Raw genomic sequence first — 15,513 nt, 5'->3', positions numbered from 1 at the left:
GAGACGGGATTCACCGCTCCCAGACGTAGGCGCCGAATCGCCTGCGGGGGAGAAAGCCGAGCCGGCGGTACCAGTCGAAGGCGCGGGCGTTGCGCTCGGTGACCGTGAGGCTGACCGACTCGAAGCCGGTGTGGTACAGCCGGGCCAGGGTGCGGGCCATCAGCGCGCGCCCGAGTCCGTTCCCCTGGCGCGCGGGGTGGACGGCGATCTGGGGGATCATCGCAGCGCGGGCGGAGATGCGGCTGCAGACGATGTAGGCGCAGGGGGCTCCCGCCTCGTCCAGGGCCATGAAGGAGGCCGCGGGCATGAAGATGCCGCAGCCGGGGTTGCCGACCAGGCTCCGCACGTACGCCTCGCACCCCGCCCGGGTGCCGTAATCGGCGCAGATTTCCGCGTCGGCCTGTTCGCGGTAGGCCGCGAGCGTCACCCCCCCGGTGTCCTCCAGGCGGGCGGCGTCCCAGGGGATGATCTTCCCGGGCGCCGGCGCGTGGTGTTCGTCCCCCGCGGTGAGCGCGCGCTCGAGGTACTGGCGCGCCCAGTGGCGGAAAGCGCGGCGGGTGAATCCCTCGGTGGGGTCCCGCCGGTGGAAGGGCATGATCTGGGCCTCCACGCGCCGGATGGCGGGGGACCCCTTGAGGCCGTCCACGGTGAGCGCGAGCAGGCGGTCGAGCGGCTCCTCGGGCGGGAGGGAGCGGGAGGCGTACAGGGCGCCGATGACGCCCTTCGAGCGGGTGACGAGGAAATAGCTGTAGGCCACCGCCCGGCCGGCGCCGTCCAGCGCCGCGTAGCCGGGCAGGAGCCTGCGCCGGGCGAGGGAAACCAGGATCTGCCGGATCGGGGCGTAGTCCCACCGGAGATCGGCGAGCCAGGCCGCCGCCTCCTCCTCGAGCAGCGGCAGGAGGCTCTCGGGGGCCACGCGGCTTATGGGGAGGAAGCGCCGGTCGGCCATGTTCAGGATTTCGCCTGGATCCGCTTCTGTTTGTCGGCGATCTCGCCCAGGACGCTCGAGTGCTGGGAGCGCATGAGGGCGCGCACCGGTTCGGGATCGCCCGACAGGAGGAACTCCGGGGGGATGTCCGATTTCCGGGAGAAGAGGATGCGGCCCTTGCTGAAGACCTGGGTCACGATGCGGGCTTCGGGCAGCTGCAGGCTCTCGGTCTGGACGTGCAGCGGCGTGCCCAGAAAATCCAGGTTGTCGTTCAGGCCGGTCACCTTGACCCTCGGCGCCGCCGGTTTTTCATCCTCGCTCTGCATGCGGAAACGCTCCAGTCTTTCGAGCCGCCTGCCTTATCGACGGCTCCGGCCCGGGCCATTATGCGCCGGTCGGCGCCCGGGCGCCATCATACCGCAAAACGGTCCGCCGTCGCCACCTGTCTGCGCCGGCCGGCGGAGGCATGATTGACACCGAAAGCGGCCGATGCTAGGCTGGAGCACGGAGACCAGGGGGTTAGGAACATGCAAACAGCGATCGATGCGACGGGGACGGCGGCCGACAGGATTCTGATCGCCGACGACGAGGACGTGTTCCTCGAGCCGACCTCCCTCTTCTTCCGCAACCACGGGTACGTGTGCGACTGCGTCCGCACCTCCGAGGAGGCGGCCCGCGCCCTGGCCGAGGCGCCCTACGACCTGCTCGTGATCGACATCAACATGCCCGGGAACACCGACCTGGAATTCCTGCGCGACCGGCCGCAGGCCAGCGATTTCCTCCCCGTCATCGTCGTCACCGGGAACCCCACCCTGCACACGGCGGTGGAGTCGCTGCGGCTGGCGGTGGTGGACTACCGGGAAAAACCGCTGGACCTCCCCGAGTTTTTGGAGACCGCGCGCGGCGCCATCGAGAAGGCGCGCGTGGTCCGCGTCATGCGAAGCGCGCGCAAGGGCTTCGGTTCCTGGCTCGAGCGGGTGAACCGGCTGGAGGCGGCGGTGATGAAGGCCGACGCCGGCGGGCGGGGAGGGGTTCACAGCGGCGACCTCAACTGGTACCTCGGGGAAGCGGTGCAGGGCTTCACCGACCTCTCCCTGAGCCTGGTCAACGCCATCGGTACCCTCAACCGGGGGATTCCCGAGGGGCAGGCCGACGTGTGCCGCCTGATGCACTGCCGCAGGCTGGCGGCCTACGAGTCGGCCGTCCGGGAAACGGTCGACGTGCTCGTCAAGACGAAGAACTCCTTCAAGTCCAAGGATCTCGCCGATATCCGGAAAAAGCTGGAACTGCTCCTGAAGAGCGGCGCGGACGAAGCCTAGCCGGTCGCGGCCGGGAAATAGAGGTGAAGGGCCGGCACGGGCCCGGTCGTCAGCCTTCCGCCGCACCGTCGGACGATCTCCCCGATATCCTCACTCAGATCTCCCGGGTCCGGGATTCCGGGCAGGGTGGCCAGCAGCAGGACCTCCCCCCCGGCGGCGGGCCGGGTTTCGAGCTCGAAGACACCCGGTTTCGGGCCTGGGCCCGCGGCATCGACGGCCAGGAGGAAGAGGGCCCGGCCAAGGAGCCAGCGGTCGGCGCGGACCGGGGGCAGGCCGCTCCCGGGGGTGAAGGAAAAGCCGTTTTCGGGCTCGACCAGGAAGCGGAGGTATTTCTCCAGGTCCCCTATGAGGGCGTCGAGGTCGAAGGTCTCCGGCAAGCCCTCGGAGCGGGGGCGCAGGATCTGGAGAATTTTGGCCAGCGAGGCGATGCGCCGGCCCGATCTGTCGATCTCCTCCAGGCAGAGGCCGAGCTCCTCCCTCCCGGGATCTCCCTGCGCCATCTGGCAGTAGCCCAGAATCCCCGAGAGGAGGTTGTTGATGTCGTGGGCGACGGCGGGCGAGATCCGGCCCAGGGCTTCGAGGCGGCGCCGGTGCCTTTCGGGGTCGCTCTGCGTCATGGCGCCTCAGGCGGCCGCGGGCCGCGGGTCGGGGAAGCGCCACGGGTGCAGGACGGTCGATTCCAGGAAGCGCCAGACGTAGCGCGGCCGGAGGTGATAGGACACGTAGGCGAATTCCCTGAGCCGGTGAAGGTCCTCCGTCCCGATGGAGGGATGGCGGAAGACGTTGGTCCACCCGTTGAAGCACTCCCAGTCCCGCTCGAAGATATCGTCCTTGACGTTGTCGTAGAACGGGGTGCCGGGGTAGGGGGTGGTGACCGTGAACTGGATGGCGAAGGTGTTCAGCTTCTTGGCGTAGCGGATGGTGTCCCGGATCCCCTCGACCGTGTCGTCGGGGAGACCGAAGGTGTAATTGGCGATGACGCGGATCCCCAGCCGGTGGCAGCACTCGATGACGCGCTCCTGCTGCTCGCGCGCGATGGCCTTGCGGTGGCTGGCCCGCAGGGTGTCCGGGTCGGAGGATTCCACCCCCACCTCGACGCTGCGCAGCCCCGAGCGGTAAAGGAGCCCGATGAGTTCGGGGTCCAGCCGGTCGGTGCGCGCCTCCATCCCCCAGCGGATATCGAGGTTGTGGCGGAGCAGGAGATCGGCGAACCGCCGTGCGCGGCTGCGGCTGAAGGTCATGTTGGGGTCGCGGAAGGAGATGCCGTGGATGCTGTATTTCCGGTGCAGGTAGTCGATCTCGTCGACGACGCTCTCGGGGGTGCGGACGCGGTATTTCGAGTTGACCCGGTAGGGGCAGTAGTTGCAGGTATAGGGGCATCCCCGGCTTCCGAGCATGGGGAGGGTGATGCCCCGGCCCGTGACGATCTGGTACCGGAAGCGCTGGATATCGAACTGGTCCCAGCTCGGGAACGGGAGGGCGTCCAGGTCGCCGACAAAACCGGCGTCCACCACGCCGGAGGGGATGTCCCCGCGGGCCAGGGCCGGGGCCATGTTCTCGATCTCCCCCCGCAGGACGAAATCGGCGCTTTCGGAGTAGAAATCGGGCACGGCCGAGGCGAAGGTCCCGAAATAGCCGACGCGGGCGCCGAAGCGGCTCCTGGCCTCCCAGCCGAGTTCGCGCTCGAAATTGCAGTCGACGATCGAGGAGGAGACGAGGTAGAGGTCGGCCGGGACGAGCTGGTCGGCGCGCCGGACGTCGAGGATGCGGACGGAGGCCCCGTGCGAGGTCAGCAGGGAGTCGAGGTAGGCGAGGGTGATGTTGGGGATCGCCGCGATCCGGCGCTTGGCGATTTCCAGCAGCCGTGCGAATGGGGAATCCCCCACGGTGAAAACGGTTCCGAATCCCCCGGCGACGTCCTTGAGGGTACAGTTCTTGTGTCTGCTGGCGCTGAGTACGACGATGTCCACGGATAGTCCTGTTCCTGAATGCCCCGAATGGAAACGACCCTGCAACGGAAAACGGGCAATTATAGCAACCCCCGGGTCAAATGCCAATGATCCCCGGGGAAAATAATCGGGGCCGGGGGGCAGCCGTGAAAAGAACGGCTGAAAGCGAAGGGGTGAAAGGGCATAATGAGGGGATATGAGCGGCAGGGAATTGATAGCGCTGGGCACCAGCAGCCAGGTCCCCACGAGGGAGAGGAGCCACAACGCCTACCTCGTCCGCTGGGAGGGTACGGGCATTCTGTTCGATCCGGGGGAGGGGGCCCAGAGGCAGATGACGCTGGCGGGAGTGCCGGCCGGGGTTGTCGGCGCCATCTGCATCTCCCACTTTCACGGGGACCATTGCCTGGGGCTCCCGGGAATCGTGCAGCGGCTGTCGCTCGAGTCCTGCCGCCACCCCGTGCACCTCTTTTACCCTGCGAGCGGGCAGGAGTACATGGACGCGCTCTGCCGCGCCGCAATCTACAAGTCTTCGGTGGACATGATCCTGCACCCGGTCGCGCTCGCCGCGGGGGAAACGGCCGAGGTCTGGCGCACGGAAGACTGGTCGCTGCGGGCGGGGGAACTCGACCACTCGGTCCCCGCCCTGGGCTTCCGGATCGAGGAGCCGGAGGGGCGGCGCTTCCTGCCCGAAAGACTGGCGGCGGCGGGGGTGAGCGGACCGATGGTGGGGGAGCTCGAGCGCCGGGGGAGCGTGCGGACGCCGGGGGGCATTGTCCGCCTCGAGGAGGTGAGCGGGCCGAGGCCCGGCAACGTGTTCGCCTTCGTCATGGACACGCGCCCCTGCCGGACGGCGCTGGAACTGGCCCGGGGGGCCGACCTGCTCCTCATGGAGGCCACTTTCCTGTCCGCTCACCGGGAGCTGGCGGACCGGTACGGGCATTCGACGGCGGCCGACGCCGCGCGGACAGCCAGGGAGGCCGGGGCGCGGCGGCTGGCCCTGGGCCATTTCTCCCAGCGGTACCCCGATGCGGGGGAGCACCTGGAGGAGGCCCGGAGCGTCTTTCCCGACGTGACGGTGCTCGCCGACCTGGACCGCGTCCCGATTCCGCGTTTGGGGGCACGGGCCGCATCTAAAAGCATTTGAGTTTGGGCGGCCGCTCTGGTAGCTTAAATTTTCAGGCCTCGAATGCCGGAGATTGAGGAAAAAGCGCGTTTGACAATGAACGAAGAGAGCACGTTTGAAACGGAATCCCCCCGGGGGGATCCCGTATTCAAGTGGGCGTTCGAAATCAAGTCCTGGCTCCGCGATATTCTCGTCGCCTTCGCCATAGCCGTTTTCATCGTGGTTTTTGTCATCCAGCCGGTCAAAGTCGAGGGGACGAGTATGCAGCCCCGGCTGGCCGACCAGGAGCGGATCTTTGTAAACCGTTTCGTCTACCAGTTTGCGGACATAGCCCGGGGTGACGTGGTCGTCTTTTCCTACCCCCGCGATCCCAGCAAGAGCTTCATCAAGAGGGTGCTGGGAGTGCCGGGGGACGAAATCGAGATCCGTGACGGCGCCGTGGTCGTGAACGGGGAGCGGGTGGAAGAGCCATATATCAAGCCCGAATATATGGATACCCGGTCCTTTCCCAAGGTGGTGGTCCCCGAAGGAGAGTACTTCGTACTGGGGGATCACCGCAATTCCAGCAATGACAGTCGTAACTGGGGTTTCGTGGCCGAGAGGCTGATCTGCGGCAAGGCGTTTTTCAGCTACTGGCCCGTTTACCGGGCCGGCAGGGTGAAGTAGGCGCAAGCCGCGTCGCCCCCCCCCGGCCCCCCTCCATCCATACGGGTATCCTGACCATGAAGGCGATTCTGGCACTGGAAGACGGAAGAATGTTCGGCGGGCGTGCGTTCGGGGCCCTGGGGGAAGCCGGCGGCGAGGTGGTTTTCAACACCTCCATGTCGGGCTACCAGGAGATTCTGACCGACCCCTCCTACGCCGGGCAGATCGTGGTGATGACGTATCCCCACATCGGGAATTACGGCGCCACCGGGGAGGATGTCGAATCGGGCCGCCCCCACGCCGAGGGTTTCGTAGCGCGCGAATTCAGCGTGACGGCGTCCAACTGGCGATCGGAGGAGATGCTGGACGCCTACCTGAGGCGGCACGGGATCGTCGCGATCTCCGAAGTCGACACGCGGGCGCTGGTGCGCCACATCCGCAGCCTCGGGGCGATGCGCGGGGTGATCGGCGGGGAAGGGGCCGACCCGGAGGAACTGGTCCGGCGGGCCCGCTCCATCCCCGCCATGCTGGGACGCGACCTGGCTTTGTCGGTCACCTGCGCGAAACCCTACGGGTTCGGGGCCGGGGCCCCGGAGCGGGAACCGCTCAGCGTCGTCGCCTACGATTACGGGATCAAGCGCAACATCCTGGTCCGCCTCGCCGCGGCGGGGTGCCGGCTGACGGTGGTCCCGGCCTCCACGTCGGCCGAGGACGTGCTCGCGCTCAGGCCGGACGGGGTTTTCCTTTCCAACGGCCCCGGGGACCCCGAGCCGCTCGAGACCCCGGTCGACAACATCCGCCGGTTGCTGGGCCGGACCCCCGTCTTCGGCATCTGCCTGGGGCATCAGCTGATGGGGCTCGCCTTCGGCGGAAAGACGTACAAGCTCAAGTTCGGCCACCGGGGCGGAAACCAGCCGGTGAGGAACCTCGACAACGGGCGGGTGGAGATCACGGCGCAGAACCACGGTTTCGCGGTGGACCCCGATTCCCTGGACGCGGGGCAGGTGGAGCTGACGCACATGAACCTGAACGACCAGACCCTGGAGGGAATCCGCCACCGCGCCGTTCCCGCCTTCTCGGTGCAGTACCATCCCGAGGCTTCGCCCGGGCCTCACGACTCCCACTATCTTTTCGAGGAATTCAGGCGCCTCATGCTGGAATTCCGGAAACGCCCATGCCCAAGCGAACCGACATTCACAAGATCCTGATCATCGGGTCCGGACCGATAGTGATCGGCCAGGCCTGCGAATTCGATTATTCGGGGACCCAGGCCTGCAAGGCGCTCAAGCAGGAGGGGTTCGAGGTCGTCCTGGTGAATTCCAACCCGGCGACCATCATGACCGATCCCGACCTGGCGGACCGCACCTACGTGGAACCGCTGACGGCCGAGACCGTGGAGGCCATCATCGCGCGGGAAAGGCCCGACGCGCTCCTTCCCACCGTCGGGGGCCAGACCGGGCTCAACATTTCCGTGGAACTGGCCCGGTCGGGGGTCCTGGAGCGCTACGGCGTGGAGATGATCGGCGCCCAGCTCGACGCGGTGGAGGTGGCCGAGGACCGGCGGAAGTTCAAGGACGCGATGACGGAGATCGGCCTCCGGTCCGCCCGGTCGCGCGTCGTCAGGAGCATGGCCGAGGCGATGGACTACCTCCCGGAAAACGGCCTGCCGGCCATCATCCGCCCCAGCTTCACCCTGGGGGGGTCGGGCGGCGGGACGGCGTTCAACGCCGAGGAATACGCCGCCATCATAGCCAGGGGTCTGGACATCTCCCCCGTGCACGAGGTGCTGGTCGAGCAGTCGCTGATAGGGTGGAAGGAATACGAACTGGAGGTCATGCGGGACCTGGTCGACAACGTCGTGATCATCTGCTCCATCGAGAACTTCGACCCCATGGGGGTGCACACGGGCGATTCCATCACCGTGGCGCCGGCACAGACCCTTTCCGACAAGGAGTACCAGGGCCTGCGCGACGCCGCCATCCGGGTGATCCGCAGGGTGGGGGTGGAGACGGGGGGATCCAACATCCAGTTCGCCGTCAACCCGGAAAACGGGGAGATGGTCGTGATCGAGATGAACCCGCGGGTCTCGCGCAGCTCGGCGCTCGCCTCCAAGGCGACGGGCTTCCCGATCGCGAAGATCGCCGCCAGGCTCGCGGTCGGGTACACGCTCGACGAGATCCCCAACGACATCACGAAAAAGACTCCCGCCTGCTTCGAGCCCACCATCGATTACGTCGTCGCCAAGATCCCCAAATGGAATTTCGAGAAATTCCGGGACTCCGACCCCACCCTGGGCACCCAGATGAAGTCGGTGGGGGAGGTGATGGCGATCGGGCGCACGTTCAAGGAGGCTCTGCTCAAGGGGGTGCGCTCGCTCGAAAGCGGGAAGACGCTCCTGTCGGAACGGGTGAGCCCCGAGTCGCTGGACCATTTTCTGGTCACGCCGCGGCCCGAACGCCTGGCCGCCGTCCACCACGCGCTGCGCGCCGGAATGGGGGTGGAGGAGCTCCATTCCAAGACCCGCATCGACCCCTGGTTTCTCGGCCAGCTCCGGGAGATCGTCGAACTCGAGCGCCGGCTCGAGGGGCACACGCCCGGGAGCCTGCCGCCCGGCCTGCTCCTCGAGTGCAAGCGCTCGGGGTTTTCCGACGCGGGGATCGCCGAGCTGCTGGCTTCCGGCGCCGCCGCGGGCGCCGCTCCCGGCGAAGTCCCCCCCGCCGCTGTGGGCGGCGCCCCCTCCGCCCTCGAGGTGATGCGGCGGCGGCGCGAGGCGGGCGTGCGCCCGGTCTTCAAGCGGGTGGACACCTGCGCCGCGGAATTCGAGTCCTTCACCCCCTATCTCTACTCCACCTACGAGAGCGAGTGCGAGGCGGCCCCCACGGACCGGAAGAAGATCATGGTGCTCGGCAGCGGACCCAACCGGATAGGGCAGGGGCTGGAGTTCGACTACTGCTGCTGCCACGCGGCGTTCGCGCTCAAGGAGGCGGGCTACGAGACCCTGATGGTGAACTGCAACCCGGAAACGGTCTCGACCGACTACGACACCTCCGACCGCCTCTATTTCGAGCCGCTGACGTACGAAGACGTGATGGAGATCGTCGCCGTCGAGAAGCCGGCGGGCGTCATCGTCCAGTTCGGGGGGCAGACGCCCCTCAAGCTCGCCCTGGCGCTCGAGCGGGCGGGGGTCCCCGTCATCGGCACCGCGCCGGGGAATATCGACCTGGCCGAGGACCGCAGCCGGTTCGGGCGGCTGCTCGGGGAGCTCGGGATCCCGCAGCCCGAAAACGGCACCGCGAGGAGCCGGGAGGAGGCCCGGGAGGTGGCCGCCCGGATCGGGTACCCGGTCCTGGTCCGTCCCTCCTACGTGCTCGGCGGCCGGGCCATGTCGATCGTGTACGACCGGGACTCGCTCGACGATTACATGGCCAACGCGGTAGAGGCCTCCCCGGAGCACCCGGTGCTGATCGACCGGTTTCTGGAGAACGCGTTCGAGTACGACGTGGACGCGCTCTGTGACGGCGATGCGGTGGTTATCGCGGCGGTGATGGAGCATATCGAGGCGGCGGGCATCCACAGCGGGGACAGCACTTCGGTGCTCCCCCCCATCATGATCGACCCCGGGATGCTCGAGCGGATGAGGGATTTCACCCGGCGGCTCGGCAGGGCGCTGGGCGTGGTCGGCCTGATGAACATCCAGTTCGCCACCCAGAACGACGACGTCTACGTGCTGGAGGTGAACCCCCGCGCCTCGCGCACCGTCCCCTATGTCAGCAAGGCCACCGGAGTCCCGCTGGCGAAGATCGCCGCGCGGGTCATGGCGGGGGAGAAGCTGCGCGACCTCGGGATCACGGGGGATCTCCAGGTGCGGCACTGCTTCGTGAAGTCCCCCGTCTTCCCCTTCGGGAAGTTCCCGGGGGTCGACCCCATTCTCGGGCCCGAGATGAAATCGACCGGGGAGGTGATGGGGGTGGCCGCGAGCTTCGGCAGCGCCTTCGCCAAGGCCCAGCTGGCCGCGGGCCTCCGCCTGCCGAAAAGCGGGAGGGTGTTTCTGAGCGTCAACGACGAGGACAAGGAGACCCTTCTGCCCATCGCCCGGGACCTCGCGGCGCTGGGGCTCGGGCTCGTGGCCACCGCGGGAACCCGGAATTTCCTCGCCGAGCGCGGTCTCCGTGTCGATTCGGTGTTCAAGGTGGAGGAGGGCCGGCCCAACGTGGAGGACCTGATCAAGAGCCGCAAGATCGACCTGATCATCAACACGCCGCTGGGGAGGAGGTCGCACCTGGACGACAAGGTGATCCGGCGGGCGGCGCTGCAGTACGGGGTCCCCTGCATCACCACCCTGAGCGGGGCCGCGGCGGCGGGGAGCGCCATCCGCGCCCTTCAGAACGAGGAGCTGACGGTCCGCAGCCTCCAGGAATACCATGCCGGGTAGGCGGCGTCGATGCGGGTCAGGGTGTCTTTTTCTTCCCCGGCAGATCCAGGGTGGGGAAGAGGTCGAAGACCTGGTTCCGGTCGTCGATGAGCTTGAGACCCTCGGTGTGGAGGCGCACGAAATGGGTGCAGTACTTGCGCTTTTCCCCCCCGATGCACGATTCGGTGCAGAAGAGATCGGTGTCGGTACAGTTGACGCATTCCCCCAGCGAGATGCAGACCTTGGGAACCACGATGCCGCAACTGCGGCAGAGGGAGAAGAGCTCCTGGCTCTCCGCGTAATGGGCGCAGCTCCGTGCCTGTTCCGGGTGCTCGACCGGCCCGAGCAGCCGGCATGCCATGAAGAGGTGGGGGTGCGCCCCCCGGTCCGATTCGATCTCGTCCAGGGGCTCGTCCACCCAATGGGTGCAATTCCTGCAGAAGATCATGCTGGTCATGACGGTCGGGGGAGCTCCATTTTCCGGGGACGTCTATGCCGGGCCTGAGGGCTGGGGAGAGGGAAGGCCGACCAGCGCCTGGAATTCCGGATGCGACTCCAGCGAGGCAAAGTCGGCATCGTTCCTGGCGTGAACCCGGCTGTCTTCGTTGAGCTCAATCGCCCGGCGCAGGTTTTCGACCGCCGCGTCCGCTTCCCCCTTCATCGCCAGCGAAGCGGCCATGGAATAGTGGATGTAGTCCGCTTCCGGGTGCTTTTCCAGGGATTTGCGGAAATGGGCGATCGCCCGGTCGTAGTCGCCCTGGTTGTGTTCCATGATTCCGAGGGCGTAGATCTCGTCGGGGTTTGCGGGGGACTTCTTCCGGCCCGCCTCCTCCCGGTCGCAGATCTGCAGGTAGGTGCGTGCGCGCGCCACGATCTCCAGTTCCGCGGGGTAATGGGAGAGGAGGGCGTCGAATTCCGCGCGCGCCTTCCGGATCTCCCTGGCGAAGAGGAGTTCGATCCCCTTTTCCAGGAGCGTCAGGGCGGCGGAGGTATTTTTGGTCTGGCGCAGCAGGCGCGGGGCTTCCGGGGGAGGGACGAGGGATGTACCCGTGAACGTCCGTCCGGCCGGGGCCGCAGCCCGTTTGCGGGCCGGGGGAGCCGCCCGTTTTCCTCCCGTGGCGGCCTTTTTGGGCTTTTCCTTCCCCGGGGAAGCTTTGGCTTTCGGGGTGGCGCCCCCCTTGGCGCCGCCGGGAGCCGTTTTCGGCTTTTTCTTCGCCGCCGCCCGCGCCGCCTCTTTGGCCTTTGGTTTCGCCTTTCCCTTCTGTGCCGCCGCCCTCGCCATCAATATCCCGCTTAAGCCTAATAAATCATTAACTGTTAAATACTTACCCCGCAGGGACCAAAGATCCCCTAATTTGACGTTATTATTAGGAAAATTCCGTCGATAAGTCAAGTGCAAGATAGGAACGCCCCGCGGGCCGCGTCCGGAGCAACCGCGGCGGGGCGGAGGCGGAAGCAGGCGGCCGTGTCGGACGGGGATCGCTCCCATCGACATAAATGTTGATCATAAACATCTTATGTAGGCAGCGGAAACGTGAGTTCTCCCACTTTCGATTTGCATGAACTGGAGTTTCAGCGCATTCAGGCGATTTTGTCCAAGATGCAGAGGGAGTTGCGGGCGGAGCTGGTGCTGCTGATCAGCCGGAGCGGGCAACCCATCGTCATATCCGGATCGACCGAAAATATTGATTGCACGGCGCTTTCATCGCTGGCGGCGGCCAATCTCGCCGCCACCGACGGCCTGGCCAATATTGTCGGGGAACGGGAGTTTTCCGTACTGGTCCATCAGGGAAGGCAGCGCAGCCTGTTCATTTCCGACCTGATGAAGCGGTTTTCCCTGGTCCTGGTCTTCGACGCCACCGCATCCTCCGGGCTGGTGCGCTACAAATGCAAGCACACCACGCTGCTGATCGAGGACGTGATCCGGGATTTTCAGCGCCGGATCGAAAAGACGGAGCCGGCCTCCTCCCTGCCCCAGTTCAGCGATGCGGAGCTTGAAGAACTCCTGGGCAGCTAAATCATTTCCATGTAACGCAAGGGATCAACGGTGACTTTCATAAATTACGTAGCACGGGAAATCAACTGCAAGATCGTTTACTACGGGCCCGGACTGGGGGGGAAGACCACCAACCTGCAGTACGTGTACCAGATCACCAGCGCCGAGAACAAGGGGAAGCTGATTTCCCTGGCCACCGAGACCGAAAGGACCCTCTTTTTCGATTTCCTCCCGATCGAATTCGGGCAGATCCGGGGGTTCCGCACCCGGTTCCACCTCTACACGGTGCCGGGCCAGGTGTTTTACGACAGCAGCCGCAAGCTGATCCTCAAGGGGGTGGACGGGGTGGTTTTCGTTGCCGATTCCCAGGAGGAGCGCATGGACGCCAACCTGGAATCGGTGTCCAACCTCGCGGAGAACCTCAGGGAGCAGGGGTTCGATCTCGCCACGATCCCCTACGTGCTGCAGCTGAACAAGCGCGATCTCCCCGGCGCCCTGCCGGTCGAGGAACTCCGGAGGCAGCTCCTGGTCAAGGGGGAGCCCTGCATCGAGGCGGTGGCCCCGCAGGGGGTCGGGGTGCTCCCCACCCTGAAGGCGGTGGCCCGGCAGGTCCTGGTCGAGTTGAGAAAAAGCGCCTGAGGGGCGCGCCGCTCCCTACCCGGCGAAGAAACGGCGCGTTTCCTCGATGAAGAGCGACCGCCGGTCGTGGTGCACCCAGTGGCCGGCTTCGGGGACCCGGACCAGCCGGTATCGGGGGATTGCGTCCACCAGCCCCCCCTTTTCAGGATCCTCCGTGAAACTCTCCAGCCCGTGAAACAGGAGTACCGGGCAGCGGATCTGGCTCCAGATCTCGCGTGCCTCCCTCATGTTGAAGGAATACGGGGGGATGGCGCGGATAAAATTGTCGAATTTCCAGGTAAGGGTCCCGTCGGGGTTCCAGTTCGATCCGAAGAGCGTCAGGTGGCGCGCCATTTCGTCCGTGAGGTAGGGGTTCTCCCGGTGCATCCGTTCGCTGGCGGCCGCGAGATCGGGGTAACGGTGCGGCGTCCGCCGCTCGCAATCCCTCACCGCCTCGATCCACTCCCGCATCCGTTCCCAGGCCGGCCGCGGCACGGCCAGTGCGGGTGGGGGGACGACCCCCTCGACGGCCACCGCCTTGCACACCCGGTCCGGAAAGAGGCCGGCGTACTGCAGCACGATGGCGGCCCCCAGGGAATGGCCGATCAGGTGGACGGTCCGGCCGCCGACGATGTCGACCAGGGTGGCGAGATCGAGGAGGTATTCGGCGAAGCTGTAGACCGCCCCGGGCGCCCAGCTGCTGTCCCCGTGCCCGCGCAGGTCGGGGGCGATGATCCGGAAGTCTTCGGAAAAAGCGTCGGCGATCCGGTCCCAGCTGCGGGCGTGGTCCATCCCCCCATGGACCAGGATCAGGCACGGCTTCCCGTCGTCCCCCCAGTCCCAGAAATGGAGTTTCAGCCGGTGGGAATAATAAAACTGGGAGATCGGTTCTTTGGACATGGACGTTTCCGCTCCGCCGCGCAATCCGCGGGTTTCCGTTTAACGCATCAGCGCGCCGCGGCGCGGCGCAGCCGGTCCATCAGCGCCCGCCCCAGCCCCGTTTCCGGGAAGGGGCGGGCGACGATGCGGTCGAGGGCCATTCCGTCCAGGCGGCGCAGGGCGCCGAAAAAGCGCGCCGCCGCCTCCCTCATGTCCCCCGTCGGGGAGAGGACCTCGACGGCGGCGTACCCGCGGACCTCTTCCGGGCGGAGGCTGAGCAGCCCCGCCTTCTCCCCCGCAGAGGGGGAGAAGGCGCCCGCCTCTGCGATCTCGAGCGGCGTGCGGGTGGCGTAGTGCCGCCGGAGCTGCCCCGGGGCCTGCGGGCGGGCCCCGGGGTCGGTCGAGACCTCCACCGGCCCCAGGAGGGCCGAGAGGTCCTCGAGCGTCACGCCCCCGGCCCGCAGCAGCGCGGGGTTGGGCCCGGCGAGTGACAGGATGGTCGATTCCACCCCCACCGAAGAAGCGCCGCCGTCGAGAATCAGGTCGATCCTCCCGCCGAGCTGGGCGGCGACATGGGAGGCTTCGGTCGGGCTGACGTAGCCGAAGGGGTTGGCGCTGGGGGCGGCGACGGGCCGCCCGGCCGCGCGGATCAGGGCCAGGGCGGCGGGGTGGGACGGGACGCGGATAGCCACCGTCTCGAGGCCGGCCGTGACGATGTCGGGAACCCGGGGCGTTTTGGGCACGACCAGGGTCAGCGGCCCGGGCCAGAACCGCGGCGCCAGGGCCCGCGCCCGATCGGAAAAGACCCCGTACAGGGCGGCGTCCTCGGCGTCGGCGACATGGACGATCAGGGGGTCCAGGCGCGGGCGCCCCTTGACCTCGAAGATCCGGGCCACGGCCAGGGGATTGAGAGCGTCGGCTCCCAGCCCGTAGACCGTCTCGGTCGGAAAGGCGACCAGGCCCCCCCGGCGGAGGATCCGGGCCGCCTCCCTGACGGCGTCCGGGTCCGATGCATCGGCGATTCGGGCCATCATCCTTGCCCTCTTCCCGCCAGGCACCCCCTCCCCTCGAGGAAGGCCCGGACATTGATCTCCTGCAGACGGGGTGGAAGGATCTCGCGGAGGGCTTCGAGCCACCGCTCCTCGCCGAGGTCAGGAAAAAGGAAGGACAGGGCCCCGAGGAGGACCACGTTGGCCACCTGGACGTTGCCGAGGGCGCGGGCGATGCCCGTCCCTTCGACGAGGTGCGCGTTCCCCCCGAAATGCTTCCGGAAGGTCCCCGCGACGTCGGCCGGGTATTCCATCTTTCCGAGGCTCACGGCCGGGGGGAGGATCCGGTGATTGTTCAGCACGATCCTGGCATCCGGCTTGAGCCAGTCGATGTAGCGCAGCCCCTCGAGCAGTTCGAAGGCGATCAGGAGATCGACGTCCCCCTGCCGGATGAGGGGGGAATGGACCCGGGCGCCGAAGCGGAAATGGGTGGTGACGTCCCCCCCGCGCTGCGCCATTCCGTGCACCTCGGCCTTCTTGACGTCGTAGCCCGCCCGGAGGAGAACCTGGCCGAGGATGTTGCTGGCGAGAATGGTCCCCTGCCCCCCGACGCCGGAGAAGAACACATTGGTGGTGGCTTGACTCGTCGACATGCG

16 protein-coding genes are annotated in these 15,513 nt (G+C 67.0%); 7 read left to right on the top strand and 9 right to left on the bottom strand.

The window, feature by feature from the left end:
• Positions 1–10 precede the first annotated feature (10 nt).
• Together GXY47_08205 and GXY47_08200 are read right to left on the bottom strand one after the other, a co-directional pair.
• Positions 11–949 carry a GNAT family N-acetyltransferase gene (locus GXY47_08205; GenBank protein NLV31124.1) on the bottom strand — a complete coding sequence of 313 codons (939 nt, stop codon included), beginning with the start codon at positions 947–949 and terminating at the stop codon, positions 11–13.
• A gap of 2 nt (positions 950–951) precedes the next feature.
• Entirely contained in the window at positions 952–1,254 is a 303-nt protein-coding gene (locus GXY47_08200; protein NLV31123.1) for a hypothetical protein, read from the bottom strand.
• A gap of 201 nt (positions 1,255–1,455) precedes the next feature.
• Here GXY47_08200 and GXY47_08195 point away from each other — a divergent pair, with 201 nt between their 5' ends.
• The gene (locus GXY47_08195; GenBank protein NLV31122.1) at positions 1,456–2,247 is read left to right on the top strand and encodes a response regulator; all 792 of its coding nucleotides are present in this window, start codon (positions 1,456–1,458) and stop codon (positions 2,245–2,247) included.
• Here the strand turns inward: GXY47_08195 and GXY47_08190 are convergent.
• Together GXY47_08190 and GXY47_08185 are read right to left on the bottom strand one after the other, a co-directional pair.
• Positions 2,244–2,864: a hypothetical protein gene (locus GXY47_08190; protein ID NLV31121.1), complete on the bottom strand. Its 621-nt coding sequence runs from the start codon at positions 2,862–2,864 to the stop codon at positions 2,244–2,246. The two genes, GXY47_08195 and GXY47_08190, sit on opposite strands and share 4 nt — an antisense overlap.
• Positions 2,865–2,870: 6 nt before the next feature.
• The gene (locus GXY47_08185) at positions 2,871–4,217 is read right to left on the bottom strand and encodes a radical SAM protein (protein NLV31120.1); all 1,347 of its coding nucleotides are present in this window, start codon (positions 4,215–4,217) and stop codon (positions 2,871–2,873) included.
• A gap of 175 nt (positions 4,218–4,392) precedes the next feature.
• Here GXY47_08185 and GXY47_08180 point away from each other — a divergent pair, with 175 nt between their 5' ends.
• From GXY47_08180 to carB, 4 genes are all read left to right on the top strand, one after another.
• Positions 4,393–5,340: an MBL fold metallo-hydrolase gene (locus GXY47_08180; GenBank protein ID NLV31119.1), complete on the top strand. Its 948-nt coding sequence runs from the start codon at positions 4,393–4,395 to the stop codon at positions 5,338–5,340.
• 75 nt (positions 5,341–5,415) lie between these two features.
• A complete protein-coding gene (gene lepB, locus GXY47_08175; protein ID NLV31118.1) occupies positions 5,416–5,985 on the top strand; it encodes a signal peptidase I in 570 nt (189 codons plus the stop codon).
• A gap of 56 nt (positions 5,986–6,041) precedes the next feature.
• Positions 6,042–7,172 (top strand): glutamine-hydrolyzing carbamoyl-phosphate synthase small subunit, encoded by a 1,131-nt coding sequence (gene carA / locus GXY47_08170; protein ID NLV31117.1) that lies wholly within the window; start codon positions 6,042–6,044, stop codon positions 7,170–7,172.
• The gene (gene carB / locus GXY47_08165) at positions 7,139–10,396 is read left to right on the top strand and encodes a carbamoyl-phosphate synthase large subunit (GenBank protein NLV31116.1); all 3,258 of its coding nucleotides are present in this window, start codon (positions 7,139–7,141) and stop codon (positions 10,394–10,396) included. Before carA ends, carB begins: the two co-directional genes overlap by 34 nt.
• A gap of 16 nt (positions 10,397–10,412) precedes the next feature.
• On the opposite strand, the gene GXY47_08160 is transcribed toward carB, so the two are convergent.
• Together GXY47_08160 and GXY47_08155 are read right to left on the bottom strand one after the other, a co-directional pair.
• Positions 10,413–10,832, bottom strand: a complete 420-nt coding sequence (locus tag GXY47_08160) for a hypothetical protein (GenBank protein ID NLV31115.1) — start codon at positions 10,830–10,832, stop codon at positions 10,413–10,415.
• Between the two features lie 33 nt (positions 10,833–10,865).
• Positions 10,866–11,657, bottom strand: a complete 792-nt coding sequence (locus tag GXY47_08155) for a tetratricopeptide repeat protein (GenBank protein NLV31114.1) — start codon at positions 11,655–11,657, stop codon at positions 10,866–10,868.
• Between the two features lie 252 nt (positions 11,658–11,909).
• Between GXY47_08155 and GXY47_08150 the strand changes: the two genes are divergently transcribed.
• Positions 11,910–12,392 (top strand): roadblock/LC7 domain-containing protein, encoded by a 483-nt coding sequence (locus tag GXY47_08150; GenBank protein NLV31113.1) that lies wholly within the window; start codon positions 11,910–11,912, stop codon positions 12,390–12,392.
• A gap of 30 nt (positions 12,393–12,422) precedes the next feature.
• Entirely contained in the window at positions 12,423–13,010 is a 588-nt protein-coding gene (locus GXY47_08145; protein ID NLV31112.1) for a GTPase domain-containing protein, read from the top strand.
• 15 nt (positions 13,011–13,025) lie between these two features.
• Here GXY47_08145 and GXY47_08140 read toward each other — a convergent pair whose 3' ends face one another.
• From GXY47_08140 to GXY47_08130, 3 genes are read right to left on the bottom strand one after another with little or no spacing between them, the layout of a single operon-like run.
• A complete protein-coding gene (locus tag GXY47_08140; protein ID NLV31111.1) occupies positions 13,026–13,889 on the bottom strand; it encodes an alpha/beta hydrolase in 864 nt (287 codons plus the stop codon).
• A gap of 47 nt (positions 13,890–13,936) precedes the next feature.
• Positions 13,937–14,899 carry a threonylcarbamoyl-AMP synthase gene (locus GXY47_08135; GenBank protein ID NLV31110.1) on the bottom strand — a complete coding sequence of 321 codons (963 nt, stop codon included), beginning with the start codon at positions 14,897–14,899 and terminating at the stop codon, positions 13,937–13,939.
• Complete coding sequence (locus GXY47_08130; GenBank protein ID NLV31109.1) at positions 14,899–15,510, bottom strand: indolepyruvate oxidoreductase subunit beta; 612 nt, start codon at positions 15,508–15,510, stop codon at positions 14,899–14,901. The genes GXY47_08135 and GXY47_08130 overlap by 1 nt, the downstream gene beginning before the upstream one ends.
• Positions 15,511–15,513: the final 3 nt, after the last annotated feature.

This window comes from Acidobacteriota bacterium (assembly GCA_012729555.1).
Classification (GTDB): Bacteria; Acidobacteriota; UBA6911; order UBA6911; family UBA6911; genus UBA6911.
The sequence above is the reverse complement of the archived record's forward strand: the minus strand, read 5'-3'. Positions and strand labels throughout refer to the sequence as shown.